A 26,143-nucleotide genomic window follows, 5' to 3' on the forward strand; every position below is an offset into this window, starting at 1 on the left:
GAGTATGGTAAAAAGTGTACATAAATTTGGCGGCTCGAGCTTAAGCTCGGGCGAGCGCTATCAAAGTGTGGCAAAAATAATTATTGGCCACACACAGCCTGGCGATTGCGTGGTTGTATCTGCTGCGGGTAAAACCACCGATACATTGGTTTCTCTGTGGCAAAGTTATCAACAACAAGATAAGCAAGCTGTGGCTGATATTTTGCTGCAATTGAGTAATCACCAAACAGCATTAATTGAAGAGTTATTACAAGCCGATGCTAAACACACGGCTTTAGCTGTGTTAGCGCAAGAGCTAAGTGATGTAGCGGAGCAAGCCAGCAAGCAGCAGTTGCAAGAGGCGGCCTTACTGGCGCATGGTGAGCTGTGGTCTGCGCGATTATTGGCAGCCTATTTAACGCAATTAAACATTCAAGCGTGTGCTCATGATGCTAGAGCGCTGTTTAGTGTAACAAGCGGGGAGCTTTTGCATGCGCAAAACAAACAGCAATGCAGCCAAGTTATTGATGCAAATAAAATTAACGTAGTAACAGGGTTTATCGCAGCAAGTGCTGATGGTAAAACAGTTACGCTTGGGCGCAATGGCAGTGATTACAGCGCCACCTTATTAGCCAATTATTGCGACGCACAAAATGTATGTATTTGGACTGATACGCCAGGGGTATTTAGTGCTGACCCACGAAAAGTTGAAAAGGCGATTAAGTACAACAAGGTGTGCCGTGAACAAGCTAACTTATTAGCTCGATTGGGTAACCCTGTTTTACATGCTAAAACGCTTTCGCCTTTAAAAAACAGTAATATTAAACTGGCTGTACGTAGTAGTTTTGATGTGCAAACTGCCCCTACCGATATTGTAAAACAAGGCAAAGCTAAGCAAAAACGTTTTATTACTACATTACAAAACGTTGATTTACTGCTCGTTGAAGGCCTTAACGCGGGTGAAGTGGCGCATGTTAGCCAGCTTATTCAGCACAGCCTTCATCATTTTATACATAACGGGGATACATACTTAGTTGTGCCCGCGGGTGCAACGCATCAAGTAGTGAGTTATTTTGCTGGGCGAGCAAATATAAGCGAGTCTAATTTAAATGGCTGCGCGGTGGTTGCGCCTACGCAAGATGTTTACACACTAAGTACATTAGCGGCTGAGGTTTTAAATCAGCAAAGTATTCACCCTCGTTTTATTCATCAAGATACAGGCTATACATTGCTGTTAACGGATCAGTTAATAGAAAGCGATGTACTTAGTTTATTGCACGAAAAATTAATTAATAAAGGCCAAGAAGTTGCCCTGGTTGTGGCTGGCTTAGGTAATGTAGGCGATGAATTTTTAAGCCAGCTAGATGCTCAATTTAAACGATTGTCGGGCGATTATAGTATTAAGCTAGTTGGGTTAATTCGCTCGCAACATATGCTATTTAATGCCTCGGGTATTACACTCGGACAGTGGAAAAAACAATGGCAGCATAATGCCGTTGCTTATGAGCAGGCGGATTTATTAAGTGCATTAAACGAACTTGATTACGAGCACAAAGTTGTTGTTGATATAACGGCAAGCGAGCAATTTAGCCAATTATACACTGACTTTGTTGAGCGAGACTGCCATTTAATAAGTGCTAACAAGTACGCAGGCACTGCTGCATCTAATTGGTATAACGCGCTGCGCCAAAGTATTAGCGAGCGTAACTTGCATTGGCGCTACAACACCAGTGTTGGGGCAGGGTTGCCGATTAACTTTGCGTTGGCCGATTTACAAAATAGTGGCGATAAAATTACGCGTATTGAAGGTGTTTTCTCGGGCACACTCTCGTGGCTATGCAGTAAGTACGATGGCAGTGTGGCATTTTCTGATCTTGTTCTAGAAGCGCAAAAAATGGGCTTTACAGAGCCTGATCCTCGCGAGGATTTATCGGGCCGCGATATGCAACGTAAATTGCTGATACTTGCACGCGAGCTTGGCATTGAATTAGATTTAAATGATATAAGCTTACAAGCATTAATGCCTGATGAGTTAGCCCAAGGTTCATGGGATGACTTTTTAGCGAATAAAGATAAGCTAAATGCCTTTATTAAACAACATGCCGATGCGGCAAATGCTCAAGATGCTGTACTTAGGTATACCGGTTTATTAGCATTAGAGCAGGGTAAAGTATCGGCGAAGGTAGGTATAACTTACGCGCCTAAAGGGGACGCCTTAGCTAACTTAACACCTGGCGATAATATCTTTGTTATTAATAGCCAGTGGTACAACGAAAATGCCTTAGTAATACAAGGCCCTGGGGCAGGCAAAGAAGTGACCGCCGCGGGAGTGCACTCTGATTTATATTGGTTAGTTAAAAACTTAAAATAGCGCAGCAAATATTAATAGTAAAACGGCAGCTTGTGTAAGCTGCCGTTTTTGTTTTTAGAATAACTCTTCTTCTGTTTTTGTATCTTCTTCAAAAATATCAGTTGGCTGAGACAGCACATACTTTGTAGGCGCAGTGCCTTTTTCAAAATATTCAAAGCGACTGGTGTAGTCGTTTTTATGGCTTAACAGACCTGTTTTTAAATCGATACGAATTGAAACTAGTCCTTCAGGAGGCTCTATTGGCGCCTCTGGTGTGTCCTCAAGCGCCACTTTCATAAAATCAACCCAGGCAGGCTGTGCCGTTTTGGCGCCCGATTCAGCACCAGAGATTTGACTGCTATCTAGGTTGTTATTATAGGTTGAGCGTCCTAACGAGTTACCTGGGTTGTCAAAACCAACCCATACAGACGTTACTACATTGCGGTTAAAGCCGCTAAACCAAGTATCAACAGAGTCATTGGTTGTGCCTGTTTTACCCGATAGATCGCGTCTATCTAATGCTTGCGCACGCCAACCTGTCCCGCTCCAGCCTGTTTTATGGGTCCAGCTACCGCCACCCCATACTGCGCTGTGCATTGCTTCAGCAATTAAAAAAGCATTTTGCTTTGAAATAACACGTGGTGCACAACGTGGTTGCGTGGCTGTATCATCTGTTATGTCGGTATCTAGGTTGTTGTTGGCAAAGCTATCCATTGCTTGAGAGACGGGTAATAGCTCGTCTTCATCGCAAGCAAGAGCCGGGTTTGCTTTAAATAGTACATTGCCATAGGCATCTTGAATTTCAGATATAAAGTAAGGTTCAATTAAGTGACCGCCATTAGCAAATGCGCTCATGCCGCGAGCAAGCTCTAATGGCGTGATTGATGCACTCCCTAATGCTAACGATTCACTGCGGTTGATATCAGCATCTTTAAAACCAAACTTAAGCAAGTGATCGGCGGTGCGTTGTAACCCTACACCGCGAAGTAAGCGCACAGAAATAACGTTTTTAGATTGTGCAAGTGCACGGCGAATACGTATAGGGCCATTATAAACGGCTGGGCTGTTTTTTGGTCGCCACGCTACACCTAAACTTTTATCCCACTGGTTTATTGGCGCGTCGTTTAAAATAGAGGCCAATGTATAGCCATTTTCGAGCGCAGCAGAATAAATAAAGGGTTTAATATTAGAGCCAACTTGGCGTTTAGCTTGTACCGCTCGGTTGTATTGGCTTTGCTCAAAACTGTAACCGCCTACTATAGCTTTAATACGACCATCTTGTGGGTCGAGTGAAACAAGTGCACTGGCAGCTTCTGGTATTTGGCTTAGTAGGTAACTGTCGTCGTCATTTTTACGCAGCCATATTTGCATGCCAGGGGTAAGAATGTCAGTAGCGGCTTTAGGGGCAAAACTTTGGCGGTAGCGAGTAATGTATTTGCGCGCCCATTTTAAATTATCCCAATCAAGTGTGGTGCGCTGGCCATTTTTTAAAATAACGTCAGCGGTTTTCTCTGCCACATTTAACACCACGCCAGCATGCAAATCAGCTATTTCTTTAACAGGTTTTAGCTTTTCTATAATTTGCTGCTCACTTAAGGCGGGCTGTGTTTCTGGATCCCATAACACGTCTACAGACCCACGAAAGCCATGACGCATATCGTAGTTATGTAAATTATTAACTAAAGCTGTTTGCGCAGCCTTTTGAACTTTAGACTCCACAGAGGTAAATATTTTAAAGCCAGAGTTATATGCTTTTTCTACACCGTAGCGCTCAACCATCTCAGCACGAACCATCTCAGAGATATAAGGGGCGTAAAGGTCTATCTCAGCACCGTGAAAATAAGCAGTGATAGGCTGGTTAGCCGCATCGTTGTATTGCTGTTGCGTAATATAGTTTTCAGTAAGTAAGCGACCAAGCACTACATTACGACGTGCTTTAGCTCTAATTGGGTTACGAATCGGGTTAAGCGCCGAAGGGGCTTTAGGTAAACCGGCAATCATTGCTATTTGTGCAAGAGTTAGGTCTTTTAGCTCTTTGCCATAGTAAACTTGAGCAGCAGCACCAATACCAAATGCACGATTACCTAGTTCTATTTTATTAAGATACAGCTCAAGAATTTCGTCTTTTGTTAATACACTTTCAATATGTAGGGCTATAAAAATCTCTTTAACTTTACGAATATACGCTTTTTCTCGTGTTAAAAAGAAGTTACGAGCAAGCTGCATAGTAATGGTACTCGCGCCTTGTTTTTTCTCACCTGTTGAAATTAACACAATAGCAGAGCGGACAATACCAATAGGGTCTATACCAATATGGTCATAAAAACGGTTATCTTCTGTGGCTAAGAAGGCATTAATTAAAGGTTGAGGTATTTCGTCTATAGTAACGGGGATGCGGCGTTTTTCACCAAATTGATTAATTAAGAGTCCATCTTTGGTAAAGACTTGCATAGGGGTTTGTAATTGCACGTCTTTTAAAACTTGCACACTGGGGATATCAGGTTTAACGTAATAATAAAGGCTGATTAAAGTGATCAGACCAATTAACGTGCAAATGATAAAAAATTGTAATGTTCTTTTTAATAAAATCACTTATATTTCCCTAAATGGACTCCCAATTGCGAGTTTAGACTGCTAGTATATATTGATTAAAAAATGAATAATATTTTTTACTATAAAAATTATAACTTGTTTATTATTAAAACAAAGGTCAAGTTGCAAACATGCTAAGTCAACTATTTCAAAAGCCATTACCTGCGATGGTCGGAATTGATATCGGATCGCACTCTATCAAAGCAGTGCTTTTAAGTGAAATTGAAACGGGATTTCGACTAGAAGCACTTGCAATTGAACCCATGCCAAAAGGTGCAATGAGCGAGCGCTCTATTCAGGATATCGAAGCAATTGGTAACATAATTACAAAATTAAAAAGAAAACTACCAAAATCGTTAAAATCAGCGGCAGTGGCTGTATCAGGACAAACCGTTATCACTAAAGTTATTTTTATGGATGTTTCATTAAGTGACGCTGAATTAGAGTCGCAAATTGAAATAGAAGCTGACAGCTTAATACCTTACCCCCTTGATGAAGTGAGTTTAGATTTTGAAAAGCTCTCTACCAACGAAGCCGACCCGAGTAAAATGAATGTGTTGTTATCTGCTGCGCGTACAGAAAGTGTTGAGGCCCGTGTGGGCGCACTTGAAGGTGCAAACTTAACCGCTAAAGTGGTTGATGTTGAAAGCTATGCGTTAAGTAGAGCGATGGAGGTGTATTATCAGCAACTGCCAAGTGATGCCTTTAATAAGTGTGTTGCCGTGGTAGATATTGGCGCTGTTTTAATGCTGGTGAGTGTCGTTCAAGCGGGTGAAACAATTTATACCCGCGACCAAGTATTTGGTGGCGACCAATATACTAATAGTATTGTATCTTATTATAATAAAAGTTTTGATGAGGCCGAAATAGGCAAAACGACGGGTGATTTACCTGCTAATTATACTTTTGAAGTGCTGGCACCGTTTCAGACATCACTATTGCAACAAGTGCGCCGTGCGGTACAAATGTTTTTAACAACCACAGGTAAAGATCAAGTAGATTATATAGTGCTAACCGGCGGTACATCAATGATAGACGGTTTAGATAGGTTGTTAATTGAAGAGCTCGGTATTCATGCTGTGGTGGCTGAACCGTTCGCTAATATGGAAATTTCGCCAAAAGTAGACAGAAATGTAATGCAAAGAAATAGAACGCAGTTTGCAATTGCTACTGGTTTGGCATTGAGGAGCTTTTCATCATGCCACATATAAATCTATTGCCGTGGCGAGAGCTACAACGAGAAGAATCAAAAAAGAAATTTATAACTATATTAATAGCAGTAGTACTAGGTAGTTTTGCAAGTATGTACTTACTTAGCTCTTTTTACGCGGGTTTAAAAGATGGGCAGAACTTAAAAAATAATTATTTAAGCTCAGAAATCAGTACTCTTGATAAAAAAATTAGTGAGATTAGAGATCTCGATAAGCGAAAAGAGAATTTACAACAACGAATGCGGTTGATTGAAGAGCTACAAAGCAGCCGTAATTTAGGTACTCAAATTATGGATGAAGTAGCTAAAATTGTTCCTCAAGGCGTGTATTTAACTAAGCTTGAGCGGCGTGGTACACAAATACATGTGTTAGGGCGCAGTGAATCAAACAATCGTTTATCTACTATGCTACGTCAGGTACAAGGCTCTTATCTATTAGAAAGGCCAATCATGCAGGGCATTGTGGCAGGCGATCAAACATCACGGTTACTCAGTGATTTTAATATGGAGTTTTATGTAAAGCCATTTGATAAAATTGGTGAGGTAAGTGATGAACCTTGATTTAAAAGCCTTAAATGAAATAGATTGGAATGAAATTGAGCTCGACAACATTGGCGAGTGGCCCGTTGCGGTAAAAGCAATTTGTTGCTTATTTGTCGCCGGTTTAGTGTTGTTTTTTAGTTACAGCTTATTGGTATCTGATGAAATAGACAGCTATCACAGCGCGGTAGCAAAAGAAGTCGAGCTGCGTACTACCTACAGAACTAAATATGCTGTAGCCAGTAAGCTTGATATATATCGCCAGCAAATGGTTGAGATGGAAGATAAGTTTTCACAACTACTAAAGCGATTACCTACCTCAAATGAAACCCCTGGCCTTTTAGACGATTTATCTTATGTAGGTACTACTAGCGGTTTAACATTTTTGAAAATTGGCTGGTTACCTGAAATCGAAAAAGAGTTTTATACCGAGCTGCCTATAAAAATTGAAGTAATAGGTACTTACCATGAGTTTGGTGAATTTGTAGGAAAAGTAGCCCAATTACCACGAATTGTAAGTTTACATGACTTTTCGATTGTATCATCTGGTGAAAAGCAACTAACATTCAGTGTGGTAGCAAAAACGTATCGTTATGAAGAAGGGGTTAAAAAGTGAGACTAGTCCCTTTATTATCATTGTCTGTTTTATTGTTGGCAGGTTGTAACGACGATACGTCTGAGCAAAAAGAATTTATTGACCAAGTTAAGGCCAGCACCACGCCTAAAGTTGAGGGAATACCTGAATTAACGCAGTTTGAACATTTTGAATATAATGCATCGCAGTTGCGTAGTCCTTTTGTGGCTCCACAGCCTGAAATTATTCAAAATAAACTAACGCAAATTAAAAATTGTTTACACCCTGACCCTGATAGAGTGAGAGAGCCACTAGAAAAGTATCCGCTCGATAACCTATCAATGAAAGGTACATTAGGCTCTAGCGGTCAAATGTGGGCACTGATCACCGCAGCGGATGAAACGTTGCATAGGGTAACGGTAAATAATTACTTAGGCACGTATGACGGTAAAGTTAAGTCTGTAAGTAGTGATTATGTAGAACTAGTTGAATTAATCCCTGATGGGTCGGGTTGTTGGAAAGAGCGGCTGACTAAATTGGAAATGTTAGAGGCGGCAAATAATGGCGCAAATTAATAATAAAAAAGGTAAAACCCACATGTATAAGGATGTACTTTGGCATCATCGTTTTCAAATGGTGTTATTTGTCATATTGGCTCTTTTTGTTGTAAAAACAGCGAGTGCAGCGCCATTACTTTATGATGTACGTTATAACCCCTTGCTAAAAGGCGAGACAGAGTTACAACTTGTATTTGACGAAGAGCTAACACAACAACCTAAAATTCAAGTACACAACACACCAGCACGCATAGAAATGTTATTTGATGGTGCAGAACTAGAACAGGGTCTTGAAAATGTGCCGGTCGATCACGCAGGTATTAACAGTGTGAGCAGCGTACTGACAGAGCAAGGCTTAAAAGTTACGGTAAATTTAGAGCGTTTAAAAATATACGAAACACAAGTTAATAATAACTTAGTGTCGTTGCGCGTATCTGATAACCCGCTTACTGAACAAGCTTCTGATGAAAGCAGCAATGGTTATAATGCCTCAAGCGCTTATATTAATCGGATTCAATCTATTGATTTTCGCCGTGGTGAAAAAGGTGAAGCAAAAGTTTTAGTATTTTTACAAGACACGCAAGCTGCAATAGAAGTACATGAAAGTGGTGGAAAAATAATTGCAGAGTTTCATCACACAGATATTTTAGACGACTTACTGTATGAATTAGATGTGCTAGATTTTGGTACTGTAGTAAGTACCATTGAGACCTTTAAAGAAGATAGCTTAAGCCGTCTAGTTATTGAGCCTAATGCTGCTTTTACCTTTACCTACCAGCAAATAGATAACATTTTAACGTTAACAATTGAAAAAGATGAAACGCAAAATGCCTATTTAGATGGCGGCAAAGAATATCAAGGTCGTCCAATGACCTTAAACTTCCAAGATATTTCGGTTAGAGCTGTACTGCAAATCATAGCGGGTTATAACGAGTTTAACTTAGTAACGAGTGACTCCGTAACCGGCAATATTACGCTTCGTTTAGATGGCGTTCCATGGGATCAAGCTTTAGATGTTGTACTGCGTATTAAAGGCCTTGATAAGCGCATGGATGGCTCTATATTGATGGTTGCGCCAGCTGAAGAGCTCGCTGCACGTGAAGCTAAAGATTTACTAGCAAAACAAAAGGTCGAGGATTTAGAGCCGCTTTACAGTGAGTATATTCGTTTAAACTACGCTAAGGCTGAAGATTTTGCGGATTTACTGAAAACCGACACTAACAGCATCATTTCTGCCCGAGGCAGTGTATCGGTTGACCAGCGTACCAATACATTACTTATTAAAGATACAGCGAAGAGCATTGAGAGCATTCGTCGTATGATTGAAACACTCGATATCCCAGTGCAACAGGTTGTTATTGAATCACGTATGGTAACAGTGCGCGATAACGTCACAGAAGATTTAGGCGTGCGTTGGGGATTTAGTGATCAACAAGATAGTGATGGTATATCTGGCTCGCTTGAAGGAGCTGAGTCTATCTCAAATGGCACTATTCCTGATTTATCAGACCGTCTTAATGTAAACCTACCTATTACTAACCCTGCGGCAAGTATTGGTTTACACATAGCTAAGTTGGCTAATGGCACTTTAATTGATTTAGAGCTAAGTGCTTTAGAAGAAGAAAATAAAGGTGAGATTATTGCGAGCCCGCGCATTACTGCAGCTAATCAGCAAAAAGCGCGTATTGAGCAAGGTACTGAAATCCCCTATACCGAATCAGCCTCAAGTGGTGCTACTACTGTAAGCTTTAAAAAAGCGGTATTGAGCCTTGAGGTTACACCGCATATAACGCCTGATAACAAAGTTATTTTAGACTTAGTTATTACACAAGATACTCGTGGCGAAACGGTTCAAACCGGAACAGGTGAAGCGGTTTCGATAGACACTCAACAAATTGAAACACAAGTGCTGGTTGATAACGGCCAAACCGTTGTGCTGGGTGGTATTTTTCAGCAGCAAATAATTAATACCACAAATAAAGTACCTGTACTTGGTGATATTCCATATGTTGGACGCTTATTTAAGAGCACCAGCGAGTTTAATGAGAAACGGGAATTACTTATTTTCGTGACACCGAAAATACAAATAGACTAAAATTTAGTGGTTTTATGTTCGTCAACGAGTGTTTATTGATAATAATTGCTCGTTATATGGCTTTTTATTGTAATAGACTTGAAATACCCGGCCAATTACTGAGATAATCCCCTCCTTAATTTTGGGGCCAGGTCGTTAGGCGGGGTTTTATTTCAAATTTTAGAGTTCGTTTGTACTAAAAGATATGGCTGAGAAACGTAATATATTTCTAGTTGGCCCCATGGGGGCTGGCAAAAGCACGATTGGTCGTCACATCGCTGACCAATTACACCTTGAATTTGTCGATTCTGATCAAGAAATCGAACGCCGTACCGGTGCAGATATTGCCTGGGTGTTTGATCTTGAGGGTGAAGAAGGCTTTAGACTTCGTGAAGAATCTGTTATTGGCGACTTAACCGAAATGCAAGGTATTGTACTTGCAACCGGTGGTGGTTCAGTAATGAGTAAAGAAGTTCGAAACAAGCTTTCGGCTCGTGGTATCGTTGTATACCTAGAGACACCTATAGAAAAGCAAGTTGCACGCACGCAACGCGACAAGCGTCGCCCATTACTGCAAACTGAAGAAGCACCTCGTAATGTACTAGAGCGCTTAGCAGAAGAACGCGAGCCACTATACAAAGAAGTTGCCGATTTTGTTGTACGCACCGATGAGCAAAGCGCTAAAGTTGTTGCTAACCAAATCATCGAGAAATTAGATTTTTAAAAACCAATAATAAAGGAAATAACAAAGCATGCTTGAATTAACTGTTAATTTGGACGAGCGAAGTTATCCTATTTTTATTGGTCAATCTGCACTTCAAGATAATGGCCGCCTTGTTCACCACATTGGTGATTGTCGGCCTATCATTATCACTAACGACACAGTTGCGCCTTTATATTTACAAGGACTGCTTGATTCGTTAGCTGATCTAGACCCTCTTTCTTTTGTCATTCCCGATGGTGAGCAATACAAGTCACTTGAATGGTTAGAGAAAATATCTGCTTTTTTATTGCAAAATAATTGCGGCCGAGACACATGCTTAATTGCACTAGGTGGCGGCGTTATTGGCGATTTAACAGGCTTTGTTGCTGCATGTTATCAGCGCGGTGTACCGTTTATTCAAATTCCGACCACGGTACTATCACAAGTTGACTCCTCTGTAGGGGGCAAAACAGCGGTAAATCACCCACTGGGTAAAAACATGATTGGGGCGTTTTATCAGCCGCAAGCGGTTTTTATTGATACTAATTCACTTCACACTTTACCGGCGCGCGAATTTGCAGCGGGTATGGCCGAAGTTATTAAGTATGGTTTAATTTACGATACCGAGCTATTTGCTTTTATTGAGCAAAATGTAGAAAAGCTACAGCAACTAGATGAAGCAAGTTTGCAGCATATTATTTATAGATGTTGTGAAATTAAAGCGCTTATCGTGGCGCAAGATGAAAAAGAAAATGGCCTTCGTGCATTACTCAACTTAGGGCATACCTTTGCGCATGCAATTGAAGCGCAAATGGGATACGGTGTATGGCTACATGGCGAGGCTGTTGCTACCGGAATGGTACTTGCTGCTAAATTAGCGCATACACGCGGTGATTTATCGCAAACTGAGGTAGATAGAATTGTAACGCTACTCAAGCTTTATAATTTACCGACTGAGATCCCAAGTGAAATGACTGCTGAGCAGTTTTTAATGCATATGCGCAAAGACAAAAAAAATAAAAAAGGCACTATCCGCTTTATTTTACCTACTCAATTTGGTCAATGCGCATTGGTAGATGACGTATCAGACGACCAAGTTAGAGCGTTAATCGAGCAATAATGCAGGCGCAAATTTTACCAAGCCGTGCGGCGTTGGTGGATAGAATCGCTCTGCAATTTGAATACGGGCAAAACTTAATTGTATTACTAGGCACCTCTGGCCTAGGCAAAAGTTATATGCTCGAAACCTTCATCACCGACAAATACAACAGTTTTAATAAAGCATTTGTACAAGTAAGTGCCAGTGTAAATGATGTATCACTGATGAGTGATATATTAGAGCAAAGCTTTAACTCTCCGCTGATTGACCACGATTTATCGTTAAGTGAAAACTTTTACCAATTGTTGCAGCAGCAGCCGTGTGAGGCTTGTTTGTGGGTGCTTGATAATGCAAGGCACCTATCTGAAGAGCTATTACAGGAATTAGAGTTACTTGCCAAAAACAGCCCTGTAACGCTTTATATCATGCTAGCTTCGCAATCAAAGCTAGCTATTAATAATGCCGTTGAAATTTACTTAGAGCCTTTATCTGCACATGAATCTAAACAGCTAATGAGCTGGTATTTTCCTAATTTACCGTACGATGAAGACCCCGTATTTAGCGCATTTTTAAATGAAGCGAATGGCAACCCCAGCTTATTATTAGCATGGCAACCAACGGAGCATGTGGCTGATATTGTAAAAAAAGATAAAGTGTCGTGGCGAGTACACTTAATCTCGTTGTTAATTATAATTATGCTACTTATCATTGGGTTGCTGTATAAAAATGATATGACCCAGTGGTGGCAAACGTACTATCAAAATCAACAAAGCCAAGCCATAGATACCGCTATTCCTGCTTCTAAAATTACCGCTACCCCAAGCGTGGATAAAGAAGTCAGTAATGATAATTCTGATATATCAAAAGCGGATTTGCCTTTAGAGCCGGTCAGCGATAAATCACAAGGTAATGTAGCGCCTCATAAAAACGATGTGCCGGCGATAATGCAAAGCCTAACGCACCAAGCTCAACAAAGCGCTCAAAGTGAGCAAAGTGAACAAAGCGAGGCGTTACCACAAAGCTTAAACACTCCTGAGACTATTGAGCCAATTGAAAGTGACGATAAAGAAAGCCCGCAGCCTAAAATCTTAAATAACGTATCAGATAACGCTTGGTATTTAGCTCAGCCAGATAATAATACAACTGTGCAGCTGCTAGCCGTCACACAGGAAAAAATCACCCGTGAGTTTATTATTCAACATAATTTAAGCCAGCGCGCTAAGGTATATCAAACTAAGCGAAATAATAAAGTGTGGTGGGTGGTTACTATTGGCAGTTATGCATCACTCGCTGATGCTAAAAGTGCGTTGTCTGCCTTGTCGAGTGCGCTTAGAAAGAACAAGCCTTTTTATAAAAAAATCAGCAAAATAAAACAAGAAATTGCACGACTTGATCAGTAAACTGACTCACTTTAGTGTAAAATCGCGCTACAGCAGATTGAAGTTAAGAACCAATGCAACAAAAGAGTAGAGCCTTCCTTAAATGGGCTGGCGGTAAATACAGCCTAGTTGAAGATATTAATGCACGTTTATCTCAAGCCAGCAAACACGCTGAAACCTTGGTAGAACCTTTTGTAGGTGCAGGCTCGGTATTTTTAAATAGTAATTTTAAGCACTATTTACTCAACGACATCAATGCTGATTTAATTAACTTATACAAAGAGCTCAAGCGCTCGCCTGATGAGTTTATAAGTGACTCTAAAAAACTATTTGTTGATTTAAATAACCACCCAGACGCTTACTACGAATACCGTGTACAGTTTAATAAAAGCAATGATGTATATGAGCGCGCAATGCTCTTTTTATACATGAATCGCCATGGTTACAATGGGCTGTGTAGGTATAATCTCAAAGGCATTTTTAACGTGCCATTTGGTAAATATAAAAAGCCTTATTTTCCAGAAAAAGAAATGTACTTTTTTGCCGAAAAAGCACAAAAAGCCACATTTACCTGCCTAAGCTACGATGATGTATTTAAGCTTGTGCCAAACAATGCGGTTATTTATTGCGATCCGCCTTATGTGCCGCTAAGTAAAACAGCGTCGTTTACCTCTTATGCTAAAGGCGGGTTTAATTTAGACGATCAAGCAAACTTGGCAAACTTAGCCGAGCAAGCCGCGTTCGAAAACAATACCCCAGTGCTTATATCTAACCACGATACCGTGTGGACGCGAAAAATTTATAGCCAAGCTACACTTGGTAAAATTCAGGTAAAACGTACTATCAGCCCTAAAGGTGGATCACGCAACAAGGTCGACGAGCTAATGGCTATGTATTTAGCACCCAAGCAACCACTGCGTAAATTGTCACTACAAAAATAACAAAAAACAGCACAGCTAAAGCAATAATAAAAAGAGGGGAGTGTTGTTGGAAGTCGGCTTGGCGTTTGTGCTCTGATTGCACACCAAAAAATGCTGCTAGCACACTTTGCAACGCGCTAATAAAGTGCAGCATTATTTAAAATAGAGGTTTTATTGAAGGCGTATTCTTAGCGTCTTCTGAGCTAGTTAATAGCTCTAATAAATCTAAATAATGGAACTGCGCACTGCGGCTATCGCCTGTTAGCCACGAAAACCACGATGAGTCTTCTTCTACTTTCGCACACGTTAAGGTGTTTGAAGCGCTTTTACTACTTGCCTGATGCTGACAATTGCTAACTAAGCTTAAATCTTGCTCAGAACTTGGCGCAAAACTAAATGCCCCAATAAATAACAATGCCGACGCAATTAAGATCCCTGTTTTAAATGCACGCATAATATTAGCCTAAAATTAAGTTACTCCTTTAATAATAACAAAAGCTGTATAAATAACAAACTAATATTTACCTGTAATAGCTAAGGCCTGTTGAAACTTGTGAGTTAAAGTGTGTTCTCAAGCTAAGAGTTTTTAAATCGCGCCCCGAAGTTTGTAATCGAGTGGGCACAATAACTGCTCTTGCGTAAACTAATAACTTGTATCATGTAAGCATGGCTTGTGCATCCTACTCACGGCCTTACCAAAAATTAAACATGCTGCCTAAAACTCAACCATTAAAGCTCAACACGTCCTAAAGCTTTTTATAAATAAATACTTATATATTTAAATCGAAATTTTAGTTATGCCTAATTTACAGTGTATTACTTGGGAAACCTTAGCATTTACGGTACATTAAGGCATATTTTACTGATTGACGGATTACTATGTTAAACCCTGAACAAAAATACTTAATTGCGCCTTCTATTTTGTCAGCCGATTTTGCAAAATTAGGCGAAGATGTGGATAAAGTACTCGCTGCAGGCGCTGATGTAGTACATTTTGATGTCATGGACAATCACTACGTGCCTAACCTCACTATTGGGCCTATGGTGTGTAAAGCGCTTAGAGATTACGGTGTAACAGCCCCTATAGATGTGCACCTAATGGTAAAACCAGTCGATAGTATAATCCCTTTGTTTGCAGAGGCCGGCGCATCAATAATTACTTTTCACCCTGAGGCCAGCGAGCATATAGACCGTACCATACAGCTCATTAAAGACCATGGTTGTAAAGCAGGCTTAGTATTTAACCCTGCCACTAGTCTTAGCTACCTCGATCACGTTATTGATAAGCTAGATACAATTTTATTAATGTCAGTAAACCCAGGCTTTGGCGGCCAAAGCTTTATTCCCCACACCCTTGAAAAACTAGCTCAAGCAAAGCAGCGTATAGTTGCGTCGGGTCGTGATATTCGCCTAGAAGTAGATGGTGGTATTAAGGTTGATAACATAGCCGCAGCAGCGCAAGCAGGTGCCGATATGTTTGTAGCAGGGTCTGCTATTTTTAATGAGCCTGATTACAAGGTTGTTATTGATCAAATGCGTGAGCAGTTAGGAAACGTAAAGTAATGAAATATGATGTAGCTTTGTTCGACCTTGACGGCACACTTGTTGATAGCGTTTACGATTTATACCTAGCAGTAAACTTAACACTGAGTGATTTAGCGTTTCCTATTGTTAGCCAAAGCTTGGTTGAAAGCTGGATAGGCAACGGTATTGAAACCCTAGTCAAACGTGCACTCAGCGGCGATATGCAAATTAGCGAACATTTAGATGAAGCGCTTAGTGCAAAAGCCATTGCCTTATTTTACCAACATTATGAGCAGCTAGTGGGCAAGTATAGTGTGTTGTATCAGCATGTAGAAACAGGGCTCAGTGCTTTGCGGGGCATGCCAAAAGCACTTGTTACTAATAAGGCGCGTCTATTTACCGAGCTACTACTTGATAAGCTTTCCCTTTCCAGTCACTTTGAAGTGATAGTGTGTGGAGACGATATGGCTAAAAAGCCTTCACCAGCGCCTTTATTGTATGCATGTAACAAGCTGAATGTTGAGCCGAGTAAGGCTATTATGATTGGCGATTCAAAAAGCGATATATTGGCAGCACATGCCGCTAAAATTGATGTAATAGCGGTGGATTATGGTTATAACCAAGGCGAAAATCTTGAGGATTATAATCCACAGTACCTATGCGATAACTTCTTAGATATAATACCAACACTAACACAGCGTTAAAATTTTTAATTAACTAAACAACACTAAAGGAAAATCATGAGTAAACCAGTAGTTTTAAGTGGCATTCAGCCAACCGGTGGTATGACAATAGGCAACTATGTTGGCGCTATTAACCAGTGGCTAAAGCTACAGGAAGACCACGAAAGTTTCTTTATGCTTGTTGATTTACACGCGATTACTGTTCGCCAAGAGCCTGAACTTCTTCGCTCTCGTGTATTAGATGGTATAGCGTTATATGCGGCATGTGGCATAGACCCTGAAAAATCGGCCTTATTTGTACAGTCGCAAGTGCCAGAGCACGCGCAGTTAGCATGGGTGCTAAATTGTTACGCACAAATGGGCGAGCTTAACCGCATGACTCAGTTTAAAGACAAGTCATCTAAGCATGCTAACAATGTAAACGTAGGTTTATTTTCGTACCCAGTATTGCAAGCAGCGGATATTTTATTATATCAAGCTGACCAAGTACCGGTAGGGGATGACCAAAAGCAGCACTTAGAGTTAACGCGTGATATAGCGACACGCTTTAATAATTTATACGGTGACGTATTTAAGTTACCTGAGCCATATATTCCTGAATTTGGCGCACGCGTAATGAGCCTTCAAGATCCGCTCAAAAAAATGTCTAAGTCTGATGAAAACCCTAATGGCTACATCATGCTATTAGATGAGCCTAAAAAGATTGAGAAAAAGCTTAAAAAAGCAGTAACCGATTCAGACGAGCAAGCGCGTATTTACTTTGACCGTACTGAAAAGCCAGGCGTTTCTAATTTACTTACTTTATTAAGCGTAGCCACTAAGCGCTCAATTGAAGACTTAGTGCCAGAGTATGAAGATAAAATGTATGGTCACCTGAAAAAAGACACAGCCGATGCAGTTGTTAGCATGATTGAGCCAATCCAAGCACGTTTTAAAGAGATCAGAGAAGATCAAAACCTACTTGATAGCATCATGAAATCAGGCGCAGAAAAAGCCAGTGTACGTGCAGAAAAAACACTTAAATCGGTTTACGATGCACTAGGGTTTATTCCTCGTACATAAATTGCTTTCTTAGGGCGTGTTGATCTTTGCGGATTGAAATTTGTTCAATCTAGGGGCGATTAAATCGCGGCGCGAGGTTTGTAACCTAGTGGGCTAAGTAAAAACCGAGTAAAGCTTCCGCGTCCTGCTCACGCCCCTTACCTACATCCATTTAGGCAACAAAGAGTTTATCGCCCCTAGGCAGAACCCGAAGGGCAGCGCATGTTTGGCATTTATGCTGCGTTATCGCCTATTTATGGGGAGTAACCACACTTCATAGGCTCTGCCTTGCCTAAAAACCAAACATGCTGCTGCAAATTCAACCATCAAAGATCAACACGCCCTAGTATAAGCAAATAAAAATGCCGCTAAATTTAGCGGCATTTTTTTATAATTTCTAATACTTCATTCATCACTTAAAAAAGCCATAATTTATTAGCTAGTGGACTTAAACGCAGGAGATTCGCAGGCTTTTACAATAAAAGAATAGCCATAAGGCATAGTTTCATTTGGCGTAATCTCTACTATTTCGTAATCGTTCAACTCTACCACTTTGCTATTTTTGGCTTTTTTACACCTTGAGTATTCATCCGCTTCGTAATTAAATGCAAACATCGCTATAAGGTGTTTACTACGCCCAAAATAACCTTCAGTAGCAACAAATGAACTTGCAGATTCGGCGAATTCATTTATTTCTTCTGCTTTTGGCGAGCTGGGTTGAGTTTTTGTTTCCTGTTTAGCCAGCCTTTCATTTAGGTTGACCATAGCATGCCCCTTCACCTCAGGAGAGTCACTAGCCAGCTCTCTTCCAAAATAGAAACCGTTTTCTATATCTGATAGAAATGTTGCTTCATCCCTATCGTCCAATAAAGGATAGAGGGTACTTAAAGTTATGAAGGCTAATATTAATCTAATAGATGCGGTAAGTAAGGGAGAGTAGCTTTGACTTATATATTTAATGCTTTGCGATCCAAATGGCTTTATAAGTAACAGCATTATGATATAAAAGGGTAAAATAAATTGAAATATTAGTAATGTACAGAGTGTAATTCCTAATGCCCAAATGGGTAAATATATCAAAGTTGCAAAATTGTGTGTGTAGCTCATGTTTGCAGCTGATACGTGAGTTACATCGTTAACAATGCTGCTTGCATTTGCCAAAACAAAATTAGCAATGGTTGCATAAAAAACCAAAATTAAAGCTTTGCCTGCTAAAGAGTGCCATAGTTTATTAAACTTTGGCCAAAATTCAATTACCAAGGCAGTCATTGTTAAAAGCGCACAAAGTGACCAGGATTTAAAGAAAATCACAGATATAAGCGCTGCTAAGTAAAGCTTTTGCGCGGTGCTAAGGCTAAACCATATGGGTTTAATATGCTTATCAATATCAGCTTTAAGAGGCTGCAATTTTTTTTGCAGCTGTTTAAATAGCCTACTGGCTCGCCATTTTATAATTTTATAACGCCTTAACACCGACTTTCCTTATCGTATGAGGTAATAAACCCCAGTTAGTTTAATAGGGGCTTTAGGTAATGCCCAGTATGCGAGCGTTCACATTCGGCTACTTCTTCAGGCGTGCCTGCAATGAGTATTTCACCGCCGCCAGCGCCCCCTTCAGGGCCTAAATCAACCACCCAGTCTGCGGTTTTAACCACATCTAAGTTATGCTCAATTACCACAATGGTATTACCATGATCGCGCAGGCGATGTAATACCACAAGTAGTTGTTCAATATCGGCAAAGTGAAGGCCGGTTGTTGGCTCATCAAGTATATACAATGTTTTACCTGTATCGCGTTTAGAAAGCTCACGAGCCAGTTTTACACGTTGTGCTTCACCACCAGAGAGCGTGGTAGCAGCTTGCCCTAGGCGAATATACGATAAACCAACGTCCATTAGCGTTTTAAGTTTACGCGCTATTGCAGGTATTTTATCAAAGTAGTCGTGCGCGTCTTCAACGGTCATTTCGAGCACTTGGTGAATGTTTTTACCTTTGTATTGTACTTCTAAGGTTTCGCGGTTATAGCGCGCGCCCTTACATACATCACACGGTACATATACATCAGGTAAAAAGTGCATTTCTACTTTAATTACGCCATCGCCTTGGCAAGCTTCACAGCGCCCGCCTTTTACGTTAAAGCTAAAGCGACCTACTTTATAGCCGCGAGAGCGGGCTTCTTGTGTCCCTGCAAATAACTCACGAATACCGGTAAAAATACCTGTGTAGGTTGCAGGATTTGAGCGCGGTGTACGACCAATTGGGCTTTGGTCAATATCAATCACTTTGTCAAAGTGATCAAGGCCACTAATTGATTTATACGGCGCGGCTTCTGCTGTGGTCGCGCCGTTAAGCTCAGTATGCGCAAGCTTAAAGAGTGTATCGTTAATGAGCGTTGATTTACCTGAGCCCGATACCCCTGTAATACAGGTTAATAAGCCAAATGGAATTTTTAAGTCTACATTTTTTAGGTTATTACCTGTGGCACCAAATAGCTCAAGCCATTTGTCGCTGGTTGGGTTACGCTCTTTTGGTACTTCTATTTTGCGCACGCCTGATAAAAACTGGCCCGTTACTGAGTCTTTAGTGGCTAAAATATCGTCACGTGTACCTTGTGCAATAATATGTCCGCCGTGCACTCCCGCGCCTGGGCCAATATCAATAATGTGATCGGCTGCGCGAATGGCATCTTCATCATGCTCAACTACAATCACGGTGTTACCTAAGTCGCGTAAATGCACCAATGTTTGTAATAAACGGTCGTTATCGCGCTGGTGTAAACCAATTGATGGCTCATCCAGTACGTACATTACGCCTACAAGGCCCGCACCTATTTGGCTGGCTAAACGAATACGCTGGGCTTCACCACCGGAGAGGGTATCGGCACTGCGCTCAAGCGATAAGTAATTAAGTCCTACATTAATTAAAAACGATAAGCGGTCGCGAATTTCTTTCAGGATTTTTTCAGCTATTTGGGCTTTTTGGCCTGTTAGTGATAGCCCTTCAAAAAAGTCCATCGCTTCGCCAATACTCATAGTCGTAATAGCAGGTAGGTTTGTTTGACCTATAAATACGTGGCGTGCTTCTTGGCGTAAACGCGAGCCATGACAACTAGGACACGCTTGGCTAGTTTGATATTTAGCGAGCTCTTCACGCACCGAGTTTGACTCAGTTTCGCGATAGCGACGGTTCATGTTGTTTAACACGCCTTCAAACTCGTGGTTGCGTGTTATTAAATCGCCTCTGTCGTTACGGTAGTTAAAGGCTATTTTTGTTTGCCCTGAGCCCTCTAAAATAATTTTTTGCGATTCTTTAGCCAGCTTTTCAAATGGCACATCTAAATCAAAGTTATAGTGCTCGGCGACCGCCTGTAGCATTTGAAAATAATAAAAGCTGCGTTTATCCCACCCTTTAATAGCACCGCCGGCAAGGCTGAGCTCTGGGTTATGTACCACACGGTTAGGATCAAAATATTGGCGTACGCCTAAACCATCACAGCTTTGACACGCACCGGCAGGGTTATTAAACGAAAATAAGCGCGGTTCTAATTCGGTCATTGCGTAGCCACAGGTAGGGCAGGCAAAATTTGCCGAGAACAGCATTTCTTCTATCGTGCTGTCGTCCATGTAGGCTACATTTGCCACACCGCCAGACATCTCAAGTGCGGTTTCGAACGACTCTGCTAAACGCTGCTGTTGGCCATCTTTTACTTTAAAGCGGTCAACCACCACTTCAATAGTGTGTTTTTTATGAAGCTCAAGTGTTGGCGGATCTGATAAGTCGCATACTTCGCCGTCTATACGAGCGCGAATGTAGCCTTGGCTTGCAAGTTGCTCAAGTAATTTAATGTGCTCACCTTTACGATCTTTAACCACTGGCGCTAAAAGCATCAACTTAGTGCCCTCTGGCAGTGCTAAAACGGTATCAACCATTTGGCTAATTGTTTGAGCTGCAAGCGGTAAGTCGTGGGTTGGGCAGCGTGGTTCGCCCACGCGGGCAAACATTAAACGCAAGTAATCGTATATTTCGGTAATGGTACCCACTGTTGAGCGAGGATTGTGCGATGTAGATTTTTGCTCAATAGAAATGGCGGGAGAGAGGCCTTCAATATGATCAACGTCGGGCTTTTCCATTAACGATAAAAATTGCCTTGCGTAGGCAGAAAGTGACTCAACATAACGACGCTGTCCTTCTGCATATAAAGTATCAAATGCCAGTGATGACTTTCCCGAACCAGATAGGCCTGTGATAACAATTAATTTATCACGTGGGATGGTTAGGCTGATGTCTTTTAAATTGTGCGTACGGGCGCCTCGGACTTCAATGTTTTCCATGCTATCTCGTTTATTACCAAAATTATTTGTCCAGTATCGCATAATACGAAACATTATTAATCAATGATCAACGAAAAAATCCTTACTTATAGGCGATTAATTATTGCCAAGCTTGTGGTAGAATCCCAGCCTAAATTTTTCATATCGTAAGAATACGCAGATAATGACCGCATCTTCACTTAATTCACGAGAAAAGCGCGCCGCTGTATCGCTGGCGAGTGTGTTTGCATTTAGAATGCTCGGCTTGTTTATGCTGATGCCTGTATTGGCTATTTATGGCCAATCGCTTGATGGTTTTTCGCCTATGTGGATAGGATTTGCTATTGGCGCGTATGGCTTAACGCAAGCGGTACTGCAAATTCCTATGGGGCGTTTGTCAGATAAAATAGGCCGTAAAAAAGTCATTGTTGGTGGCTTAGTTGTGTTTGCGTTGGGCTCTGTTATTGCAGCCCTTGCTGAATCTATTCAAATGGTTACAGTGGGCCGTGCACTACAAGGTATGGGCGCTATAGCCAGTGCGCTGCTTGCTTTTGCCAGCGACCTAAGCCGCGACGAACAGCGCCCTAAAGTAATGGCCGTAATTGGTATGAGTATAGGCATGAGCTTTGCTTTTGCTATGTTACTTGGGCCTATTGTTGCCGCGTCGTGGGGTGTAGCAGGCGTATTCTGGTTAACAGCAATACTTGCCGTGTTCGGTATTGGTATTATTTTATTTTTAGTGCCAAACGCAGTAAACAAAGCGCCAAAAGGCGATACCTTGGCAAGCTTTAGTGATATTAAAAAGCTTATTAAGCATCCGCAATTATCGCGCTTAAATGCAGGTGTATTACTGCTACATTTAACGCTAACCACTATTTTTGTGGTACTGCCGAGCCAACTAATAAAAGATGGCTTAGTGGCAAACCATCATTGGTATTTATATATTCCAGTATTGCTGTTAGCGTTTATTTTAATGGTCCCTATTATGATTATTGCCATTAAAAAAGAAAAAGAAAAACAGGCGTTTATTGGCTCAGTAGCACTGCTTTCTATTAGTATGCTTGCTATGTCTATTTGGGTGAATAGCGTGGTTGGCATTGCCATTTGTATGCTGCTTTATTTTGTAGCATTTAATTTTTTAGAAGCCACTATGCCTGCGCTTGTATCGCGTATTGCGCCCGCTAGCCAAAAAGGTTCTGCTATGGGTGGGTATTCGTCTAGCCAGTTTTTGGGGGCTTTTTTAGGTGGTATTTTAGGGGGTTATGTTGCCCAAACTACAAGTACGCAAGCTGTGTTTGCGGCAGCGGCACTTGTTGGGTTAATATGGCTTATTATTGCGTGGAAAATGCAAGTCCCACCGAAAAGTAAAGTTATTAGTTTAATGACCAATTTAAGTTCTGAAGAGCAAGCTCAAGCACTTGCTTCTCAGCTAGTTGCTTTACCTGGCGTAATAGAAGCAACAGTAGTACGCGACGAAAGCCGCAGCTATTTAAAGATTAATGATAAAGAATTTGACCTAGACCAAGCACGTAAAGTAGCTGGTTTAATCTAACGTTTATAGGAGAAGATTCCATGGCACGCGGTGTGAACAAAGTAATTTTGGTTGGTAATTTAGGACAAGATCCTGAAGTTCGTTACATGCCTAATGGCAATGGTGTAGCAAATATTACCTTAGCAACGTCAGACAGCTATAAAGACAAAAACACTGGCCAAATGGTTGATAAAACTGAATGGCACCGTGTAGTATTTTTTGGCAAGCTAGCTGAAATTGTTGGTGAGTACTGCCGTAAAGGCTCGCAAATTTACGTCGAAGGTAAACTTCAAACACGTAAATGGACCGACCAACAAGGCCAAGAAAAATACACAACAGAAATCGTTGTTGATGGCTTTACGGGTCAAATGCAAATGCTAGGCGCTCGCGGTGGCGATCAGCAAGGTGGTGGTTATCAAGGTAATCAAGGCGGCCAACAAGGTGGCGGTTACCAAAATAATCAACAAGGCGGTGGCTATGGTCAAAACAACCAAGCTCAAAACAGCCAGCAAGGTGGTTATGCACCACAGCAACAAGCTGCACCAGCACAACGCCCAGCTGCAGCACCTGCTCCACAGCAAAATAACCAATACCAACAATCAAACAACAGTGGCTTTGCTCCTGGGCAAAGTAATGCGCCACAGCAGCAAGGTGGTTTTGCACCTAAGCCGCAAAACGCCCCTCAGGGCGGTGCATCAAATCCTATGGAACCAACAATAGATTTTGATGACGACATTCCGTTTTAATTTATGATACAAGCAGAAATGTTGAAAAATAATATTAAAAGCCGCTATTTAGCGGCTTTTTTGTAACTACACGTTTTAGCACAAAAGGCACTGTTTCTATCTACCATTTAACGCCTTAAAGTCACTCAAAACGCGCTATTAGCGCCTTTTTATAGGCTAAAAATTGAATGGCACATATAACTAAAAAGCAGCCTGAGTAAGTGACTAACTGAGCAACTGGCTCGGGGCGAACAAAATATTCATGTAACAGCGCCCCAATTAACGTACCCGCCAATAAAACATACGCAACATAGATAAACAGTGCTTTTTGCTTTTCATTTTTAATAAACAAAAGAGCAAGCATCATTAAACCCACTACCAACTCCAGTAAACCAACGCTATACATATAAATTTTAGCGTTAACGGGCAGTACCTGTGCAAAGTAGCTAAAGGTTTTAACGCTTACTTGCGCTGCTAATAATTTTGGCAGGGCAAACTTAAACATAAAAAGCGCGCTGGCTAAATTTAAAAGATTACTAAATAAATTCTTCATGAAAGCTTATGCCTTAATAAAGCAGCCGTCAGGTAATAAACGCCACGGCTGCAATTTAAATGGTTACACAACAGTGCCGCGAATAGGGTAGTTATTTTGCTCTTTAATAAACTTTAAGCCTCTTACAACCACGTCTAACTCAGGGCGTAAATACGGGGCATTAGAAATATTTACAGCTTGCAATATCCCTTGCTCATTTACGACAAACATAGCGGGCTCTGCAAAGTTGTGGTCGGTTTCTTGCTCAGAGCGAGGTGAGGAAATATACAGCCCAAGTTGTTTCATTTGCTGCTGTGTTAAACCATAAGCTATAGGAAAGCTAACCGCGAGCGTGTCCATGCTTTGTGTTAGCTGCGCGCGGCTATCTGCAGAAACGGCACAAACGCTCACCCCAAGTGCCTTTAATGCGGGTAATTGCGCTTCTAGTAAATTTAAGTAACGCATACAAAGCGGGCAATGCTTGCCTCTGTATACCACAAGCATTTGCCACTCGGCGCCACCGTGCGGCTTACTTAGATCTGCGGTTGTACCATCGAGTAAGTGTGCGGTAACTGTTGGAAATGAATTACCGGCTATTAATTTAAATGACTCTGACATAAAAACCTCTTTTATACTGATTGTGAATGATTTTTTTTAACAAATAAGTACAGCGCAGTGAGAGCACATAAGCTGATACAGCTAATAAAAATATTGCGAGTGCCTCCGGGGATATATTCAACAAACGATGTTAAAAATTGCCCAGAAAAAACAGCCATTGTGAAATAAGAGAGGTTACGACCGCGAACAGAGGCTGCGCTACGCTCTACGGTCATATGGTTTAATAGTGGGATGCTAAAACCAAAGCCAATACCGCTAAACACAGCGCCTATTACCAATAACGCTGTACCCGTTTGTAAAAAGAAAGCAAATGATGCCCCATAGCCTATAAATGCCAGCGCAAGTACTTTTTGCTCGCCCATTTTTTTAGTTAACTGAGGCATAAAATGTGCCCCAACAACAGCCACTAACGAGATGAAAGAGAGTAAAAACCCTACTTGTTCTTCATTATAATTTTGCGCATGCATTGTGCTGGGTAGTAAAACAATTGCGCTAAAAAACGTGACCATTGCAAGCACAGCCAGCGAATACACATGCTTAAGAGATAAGCCTTTATTTGATATTACGTGCTCTTGTGTTGCTTGTGCCTCTTGTGCTTGAGGGTGATTATGCGGCACAAAAAGTAGCAACATGGCTAAAAATACCCAAGAAATAAGGTACAACGATAATGGTAAAGCCCAATGCTGTACAGCAAGTAGGCCACCTATAAATAGAAATATAACGCCACCTAGCTCTATTGCCATACCTTGCTTAGCAAGCATGCCTAGGCGCGCTTTACCAAAGTACCACTGTGATATTAAAACGGTACAACCGGCCATAACAATTGAGGTAACACCGCCAAGCAAAATACGGTTAGCAAAAACCAACAACGGCCCTTGTAACCAATACACGCTTGCACCTAAAAAGCCGTATAAAAATAAGCCAATAATTAATGAACGGTAAGCGCCATATTTATCAATTAATTTACCTGCAATAGGCGCAAATATAACAGCCCCTAAAGCCGGTAAGGTCACTAAAAATACCGCACTGTCAGCAACATTTAGGGCTGTAGATATACTGATTAAACCAGGTGCAACCAATGCACCCACCATGATTGTTAAGCAAGCTATACACAGCAAAGTGTAGCTTCCTGCGTTATTGAGTTTATTCATAAGTATTCTCTGTTTTTAAATGGGGCAACTAAGGGGGACTTACGCTTAGTT

General features: G+C 41.2%; 23 protein-coding genes. 15 read left to right on the forward strand and 8 right to left on the reverse strand.

What is annotated here, in order from left to right; genetic code table 11:
* The first annotated feature begins 4 nt into the window (after positions 1-4).
* A complete protein-coding gene (gene metL, locus MTF68_RS07725; protein ID WP_248462154.1) occupies positions 5-2,350 on the forward strand; it encodes a bifunctional aspartate kinase/homoserine dehydrogenase II in 2,346 nt (781 codons plus the stop codon).
* Between the two features lie 54 nt (positions 2,351-2,404).
* Here the strand turns inward: metL and MTF68_RS07730 are convergent, their stop codons facing one another.
* Positions 2,405-4,921 carry a PBP1A family penicillin-binding protein gene (locus MTF68_RS07730; RefSeq protein ID WP_248462155.1) on the reverse strand — a complete coding sequence of 839 codons (2,517 nt, stop codon included), beginning with the start codon at positions 4,919-4,921 and terminating at the stop codon, positions 2,405-2,407.
* Between the two features lie 131 nt (positions 4,922-5,052).
* On the opposite strand from MTF68_RS07730, the gene MTF68_RS07735 reads away from it, so the two are divergent.
* The 9 genes from MTF68_RS07735 (at position 5,053) to MTF68_RS07775 (ending at position 13,998) form a co-directional block, all read left to right on the forward strand.
* Positions 5,053-6,132, forward strand: coding sequence for a pilus assembly protein PilM (locus tag MTF68_RS07735; protein WP_248462156.1), 1,080 nt, complete (start codon positions 5,053-5,055; stop codon positions 6,130-6,132).
* Positions 6,120-6,692 carry a PilN domain-containing protein gene (locus MTF68_RS07740; protein WP_096041061.1) on the forward strand — a complete coding sequence of 191 codons (573 nt, stop codon included), beginning with the start codon at positions 6,120-6,122 and terminating at the stop codon, positions 6,690-6,692. Before MTF68_RS07735 ends, MTF68_RS07740 begins: the two co-directional genes overlap by 13 nt.
* Complete coding sequence (locus MTF68_RS07745) at positions 6,682-7,287, forward strand: type 4a pilus biogenesis protein PilO (RefSeq protein WP_096041062.1); 606 nt, start codon at positions 6,682-6,684, stop codon at positions 7,285-7,287. The genes MTF68_RS07740 and MTF68_RS07745 overlap by 11 nt, the downstream gene beginning before the upstream one ends.
* Positions 7,284-7,820, forward strand: a complete 537-nt coding sequence (locus MTF68_RS07750) for a pilus assembly protein PilP (RefSeq protein ID WP_138576967.1) — start codon at positions 7,284-7,286, stop codon at positions 7,818-7,820. Before MTF68_RS07745 ends, MTF68_RS07750 begins: the two co-directional genes overlap by 4 nt.
* The gene (locus tag MTF68_RS07755; RefSeq protein WP_248462157.1) at positions 7,807-9,897 is read left to right on the forward strand and encodes a type IV pilus secretin PilQ family protein; all 2,091 of its coding nucleotides are present in this window, start codon (positions 7,807-7,809) and stop codon (positions 9,895-9,897) included. The genes MTF68_RS07750 and MTF68_RS07755 overlap by 14 nt, the downstream gene beginning before the upstream one ends.
* Before the next feature lie 184 nt (positions 9,898-10,081).
* Positions 10,082-10,600: a shikimate kinase AroK gene (aroK, locus tag MTF68_RS07760; RefSeq protein WP_004589350.1), complete on the forward strand. Its 519-nt coding sequence runs from the start codon at positions 10,082-10,084 to the stop codon at positions 10,598-10,600.
* A 28-nt stretch (positions 10,601-10,628) separates the two neighbouring features.
* Positions 10,629-11,699 (forward strand): 3-dehydroquinate synthase, encoded by a 1,071-nt coding sequence (gene aroB / locus MTF68_RS07765; RefSeq protein WP_248462158.1) that lies wholly within the window; start codon positions 10,629-10,631, stop codon positions 11,697-11,699.
* Positions 11,699-13,078, forward strand: a complete 1,380-nt coding sequence (locus tag MTF68_RS07770; protein WP_248462159.1) for an AAA family ATPase — start codon at positions 11,699-11,701, stop codon at positions 13,076-13,078. Before aroB ends, MTF68_RS07770 begins: the two co-directional genes overlap by 1 nt.
* A gap of 53 nt (positions 13,079-13,131) precedes the next feature.
* Positions 13,132-13,998, forward strand: a complete 867-nt coding sequence (locus tag MTF68_RS07775) for a Dam family site-specific DNA-(adenine-N6)-methyltransferase (RefSeq protein WP_004589353.1) — start codon at positions 13,132-13,134, stop codon at positions 13,996-13,998.
* On the opposite strand, the gene MTF68_RS07780 is transcribed toward MTF68_RS07775, so the two are convergent.
* Positions 13,946-14,131 carry a DUF2970 domain-containing protein gene (locus tag MTF68_RS07780; protein WP_024032525.1) on the reverse strand — a complete coding sequence of 62 codons (186 nt, stop codon included), beginning with the start codon at positions 14,129-14,131 and terminating at the stop codon, positions 13,946-13,948. The two genes, MTF68_RS07775 and MTF68_RS07780, sit on opposite strands and share 53 nt — an antisense overlap.
* A gap of 3 nt (positions 14,132-14,134) precedes the next feature.
* Complete coding sequence (locus tag MTF68_RS07785; protein ID WP_154944635.1) at positions 14,135-14,431, reverse strand: hypothetical protein; 297 nt, start codon at positions 14,429-14,431, stop codon at positions 14,135-14,137.
* A gap of 425 nt (positions 14,432-14,856) precedes the next feature.
* Between MTF68_RS07785 and rpe the strand changes: the two genes are divergently transcribed.
* From rpe to trpS, 3 genes are read left to right on the forward strand one after another with little or no spacing between them, the layout of a single operon-like run.
* Positions 14,857-15,540, forward strand: a complete 684-nt coding sequence (gene rpe, locus MTF68_RS07790; RefSeq protein WP_029771856.1) for a ribulose-phosphate 3-epimerase — start codon at positions 14,857-14,859, stop codon at positions 15,538-15,540.
* A complete protein-coding gene (locus MTF68_RS07795; protein WP_248462160.1) occupies positions 15,540-16,205 on the forward strand; it encodes a phosphoglycolate phosphatase in 666 nt (221 codons plus the stop codon). Before rpe ends, MTF68_RS07795 begins: the two co-directional genes overlap by 1 nt.
* 36 nt (positions 16,206-16,241) lie before the next feature.
* Positions 16,242-17,246 (forward strand): tryptophan--tRNA ligase, encoded by a 1,005-nt coding sequence (gene trpS, locus MTF68_RS07800; RefSeq protein WP_029771853.1) that lies wholly within the window; start codon positions 16,242-16,244, stop codon positions 17,244-17,246.
* A 414-nt stretch (positions 17,247-17,660) separates the two neighbouring features.
* Here the strand turns inward: trpS and MTF68_RS07805 are convergent, their stop codons facing one another.
* Complete coding sequence (locus MTF68_RS07805; RefSeq protein ID WP_248462161.1) at positions 17,661-18,698, reverse strand: hypothetical protein; 1,038 nt, start codon at positions 18,696-18,698, stop codon at positions 17,661-17,663.
* Positions 18,699-18,733: 35 nt separating this feature from the next.
* Positions 18,734-21,556, reverse strand: a complete 2,823-nt coding sequence (gene uvrA / locus MTF68_RS07810; protein ID WP_248462378.1) for an excinuclease ABC subunit UvrA — start codon at positions 21,554-21,556, stop codon at positions 18,734-18,736.
* A 163-nt stretch (positions 21,557-21,719) separates the two neighbouring features.
* On the opposite strand from uvrA, the gene MTF68_RS07815 reads away from it, so the two are divergent.
* Together MTF68_RS07815 and ssb are read left to right on the forward strand one after the other, a co-directional pair.
* Complete coding sequence (locus tag MTF68_RS07815; RefSeq protein ID WP_054982921.1) at positions 21,720-23,087, forward strand: MFS transporter; 1,368 nt, start codon at positions 21,720-21,722, stop codon at positions 23,085-23,087.
* Between the two features lie 20 nt (positions 23,088-23,107).
* Positions 23,108-23,812 carry a single-stranded DNA-binding protein gene (gene ssb, locus MTF68_RS07820; protein ID WP_024032519.1) on the forward strand — a complete coding sequence of 235 codons (705 nt, stop codon included), beginning with the start codon at positions 23,108-23,110 and terminating at the stop codon, positions 23,810-23,812.
* Positions 23,813-23,933: 121 nt separating this feature from the next.
* Here ssb and MTF68_RS07825 read toward each other — a convergent pair whose 3' ends face one another.
* From MTF68_RS07825 to MTF68_RS07835, 3 genes are all read right to left on the reverse strand, one after another.
* Positions 23,934-24,344, reverse strand: a complete 411-nt coding sequence (locus tag MTF68_RS07825; RefSeq protein WP_121636890.1) for a hypothetical protein — start codon at positions 24,342-24,344, stop codon at positions 23,934-23,936.
* Positions 24,345-24,407: 63 nt separating this feature from the next.
* Positions 24,408-24,941 (reverse strand): redoxin domain-containing protein, encoded by a 534-nt coding sequence (locus tag MTF68_RS07830; RefSeq protein WP_121636891.1) that lies wholly within the window; start codon positions 24,939-24,941, stop codon positions 24,408-24,410.
* Positions 24,942-24,952: 11 nt separating this feature from the next.
* The gene (locus MTF68_RS07835) at positions 24,953-26,092 is read right to left on the reverse strand and encodes an MFS transporter (protein ID WP_248462162.1); all 1,140 of its coding nucleotides are present in this window, start codon (positions 26,090-26,092) and stop codon (positions 24,953-24,955) included.
* Positions 26,093-26,143: the final 51 nt, after the last annotated feature.

The organism is Pseudoalteromonas sp. 2CM37A (assembly GCF_023161885.1).
Classification (GTDB): Bacteria; Pseudomonadota; Gammaproteobacteria; order Enterobacterales; family Alteromonadaceae; genus Pseudoalteromonas; species Pseudoalteromonas atlantica.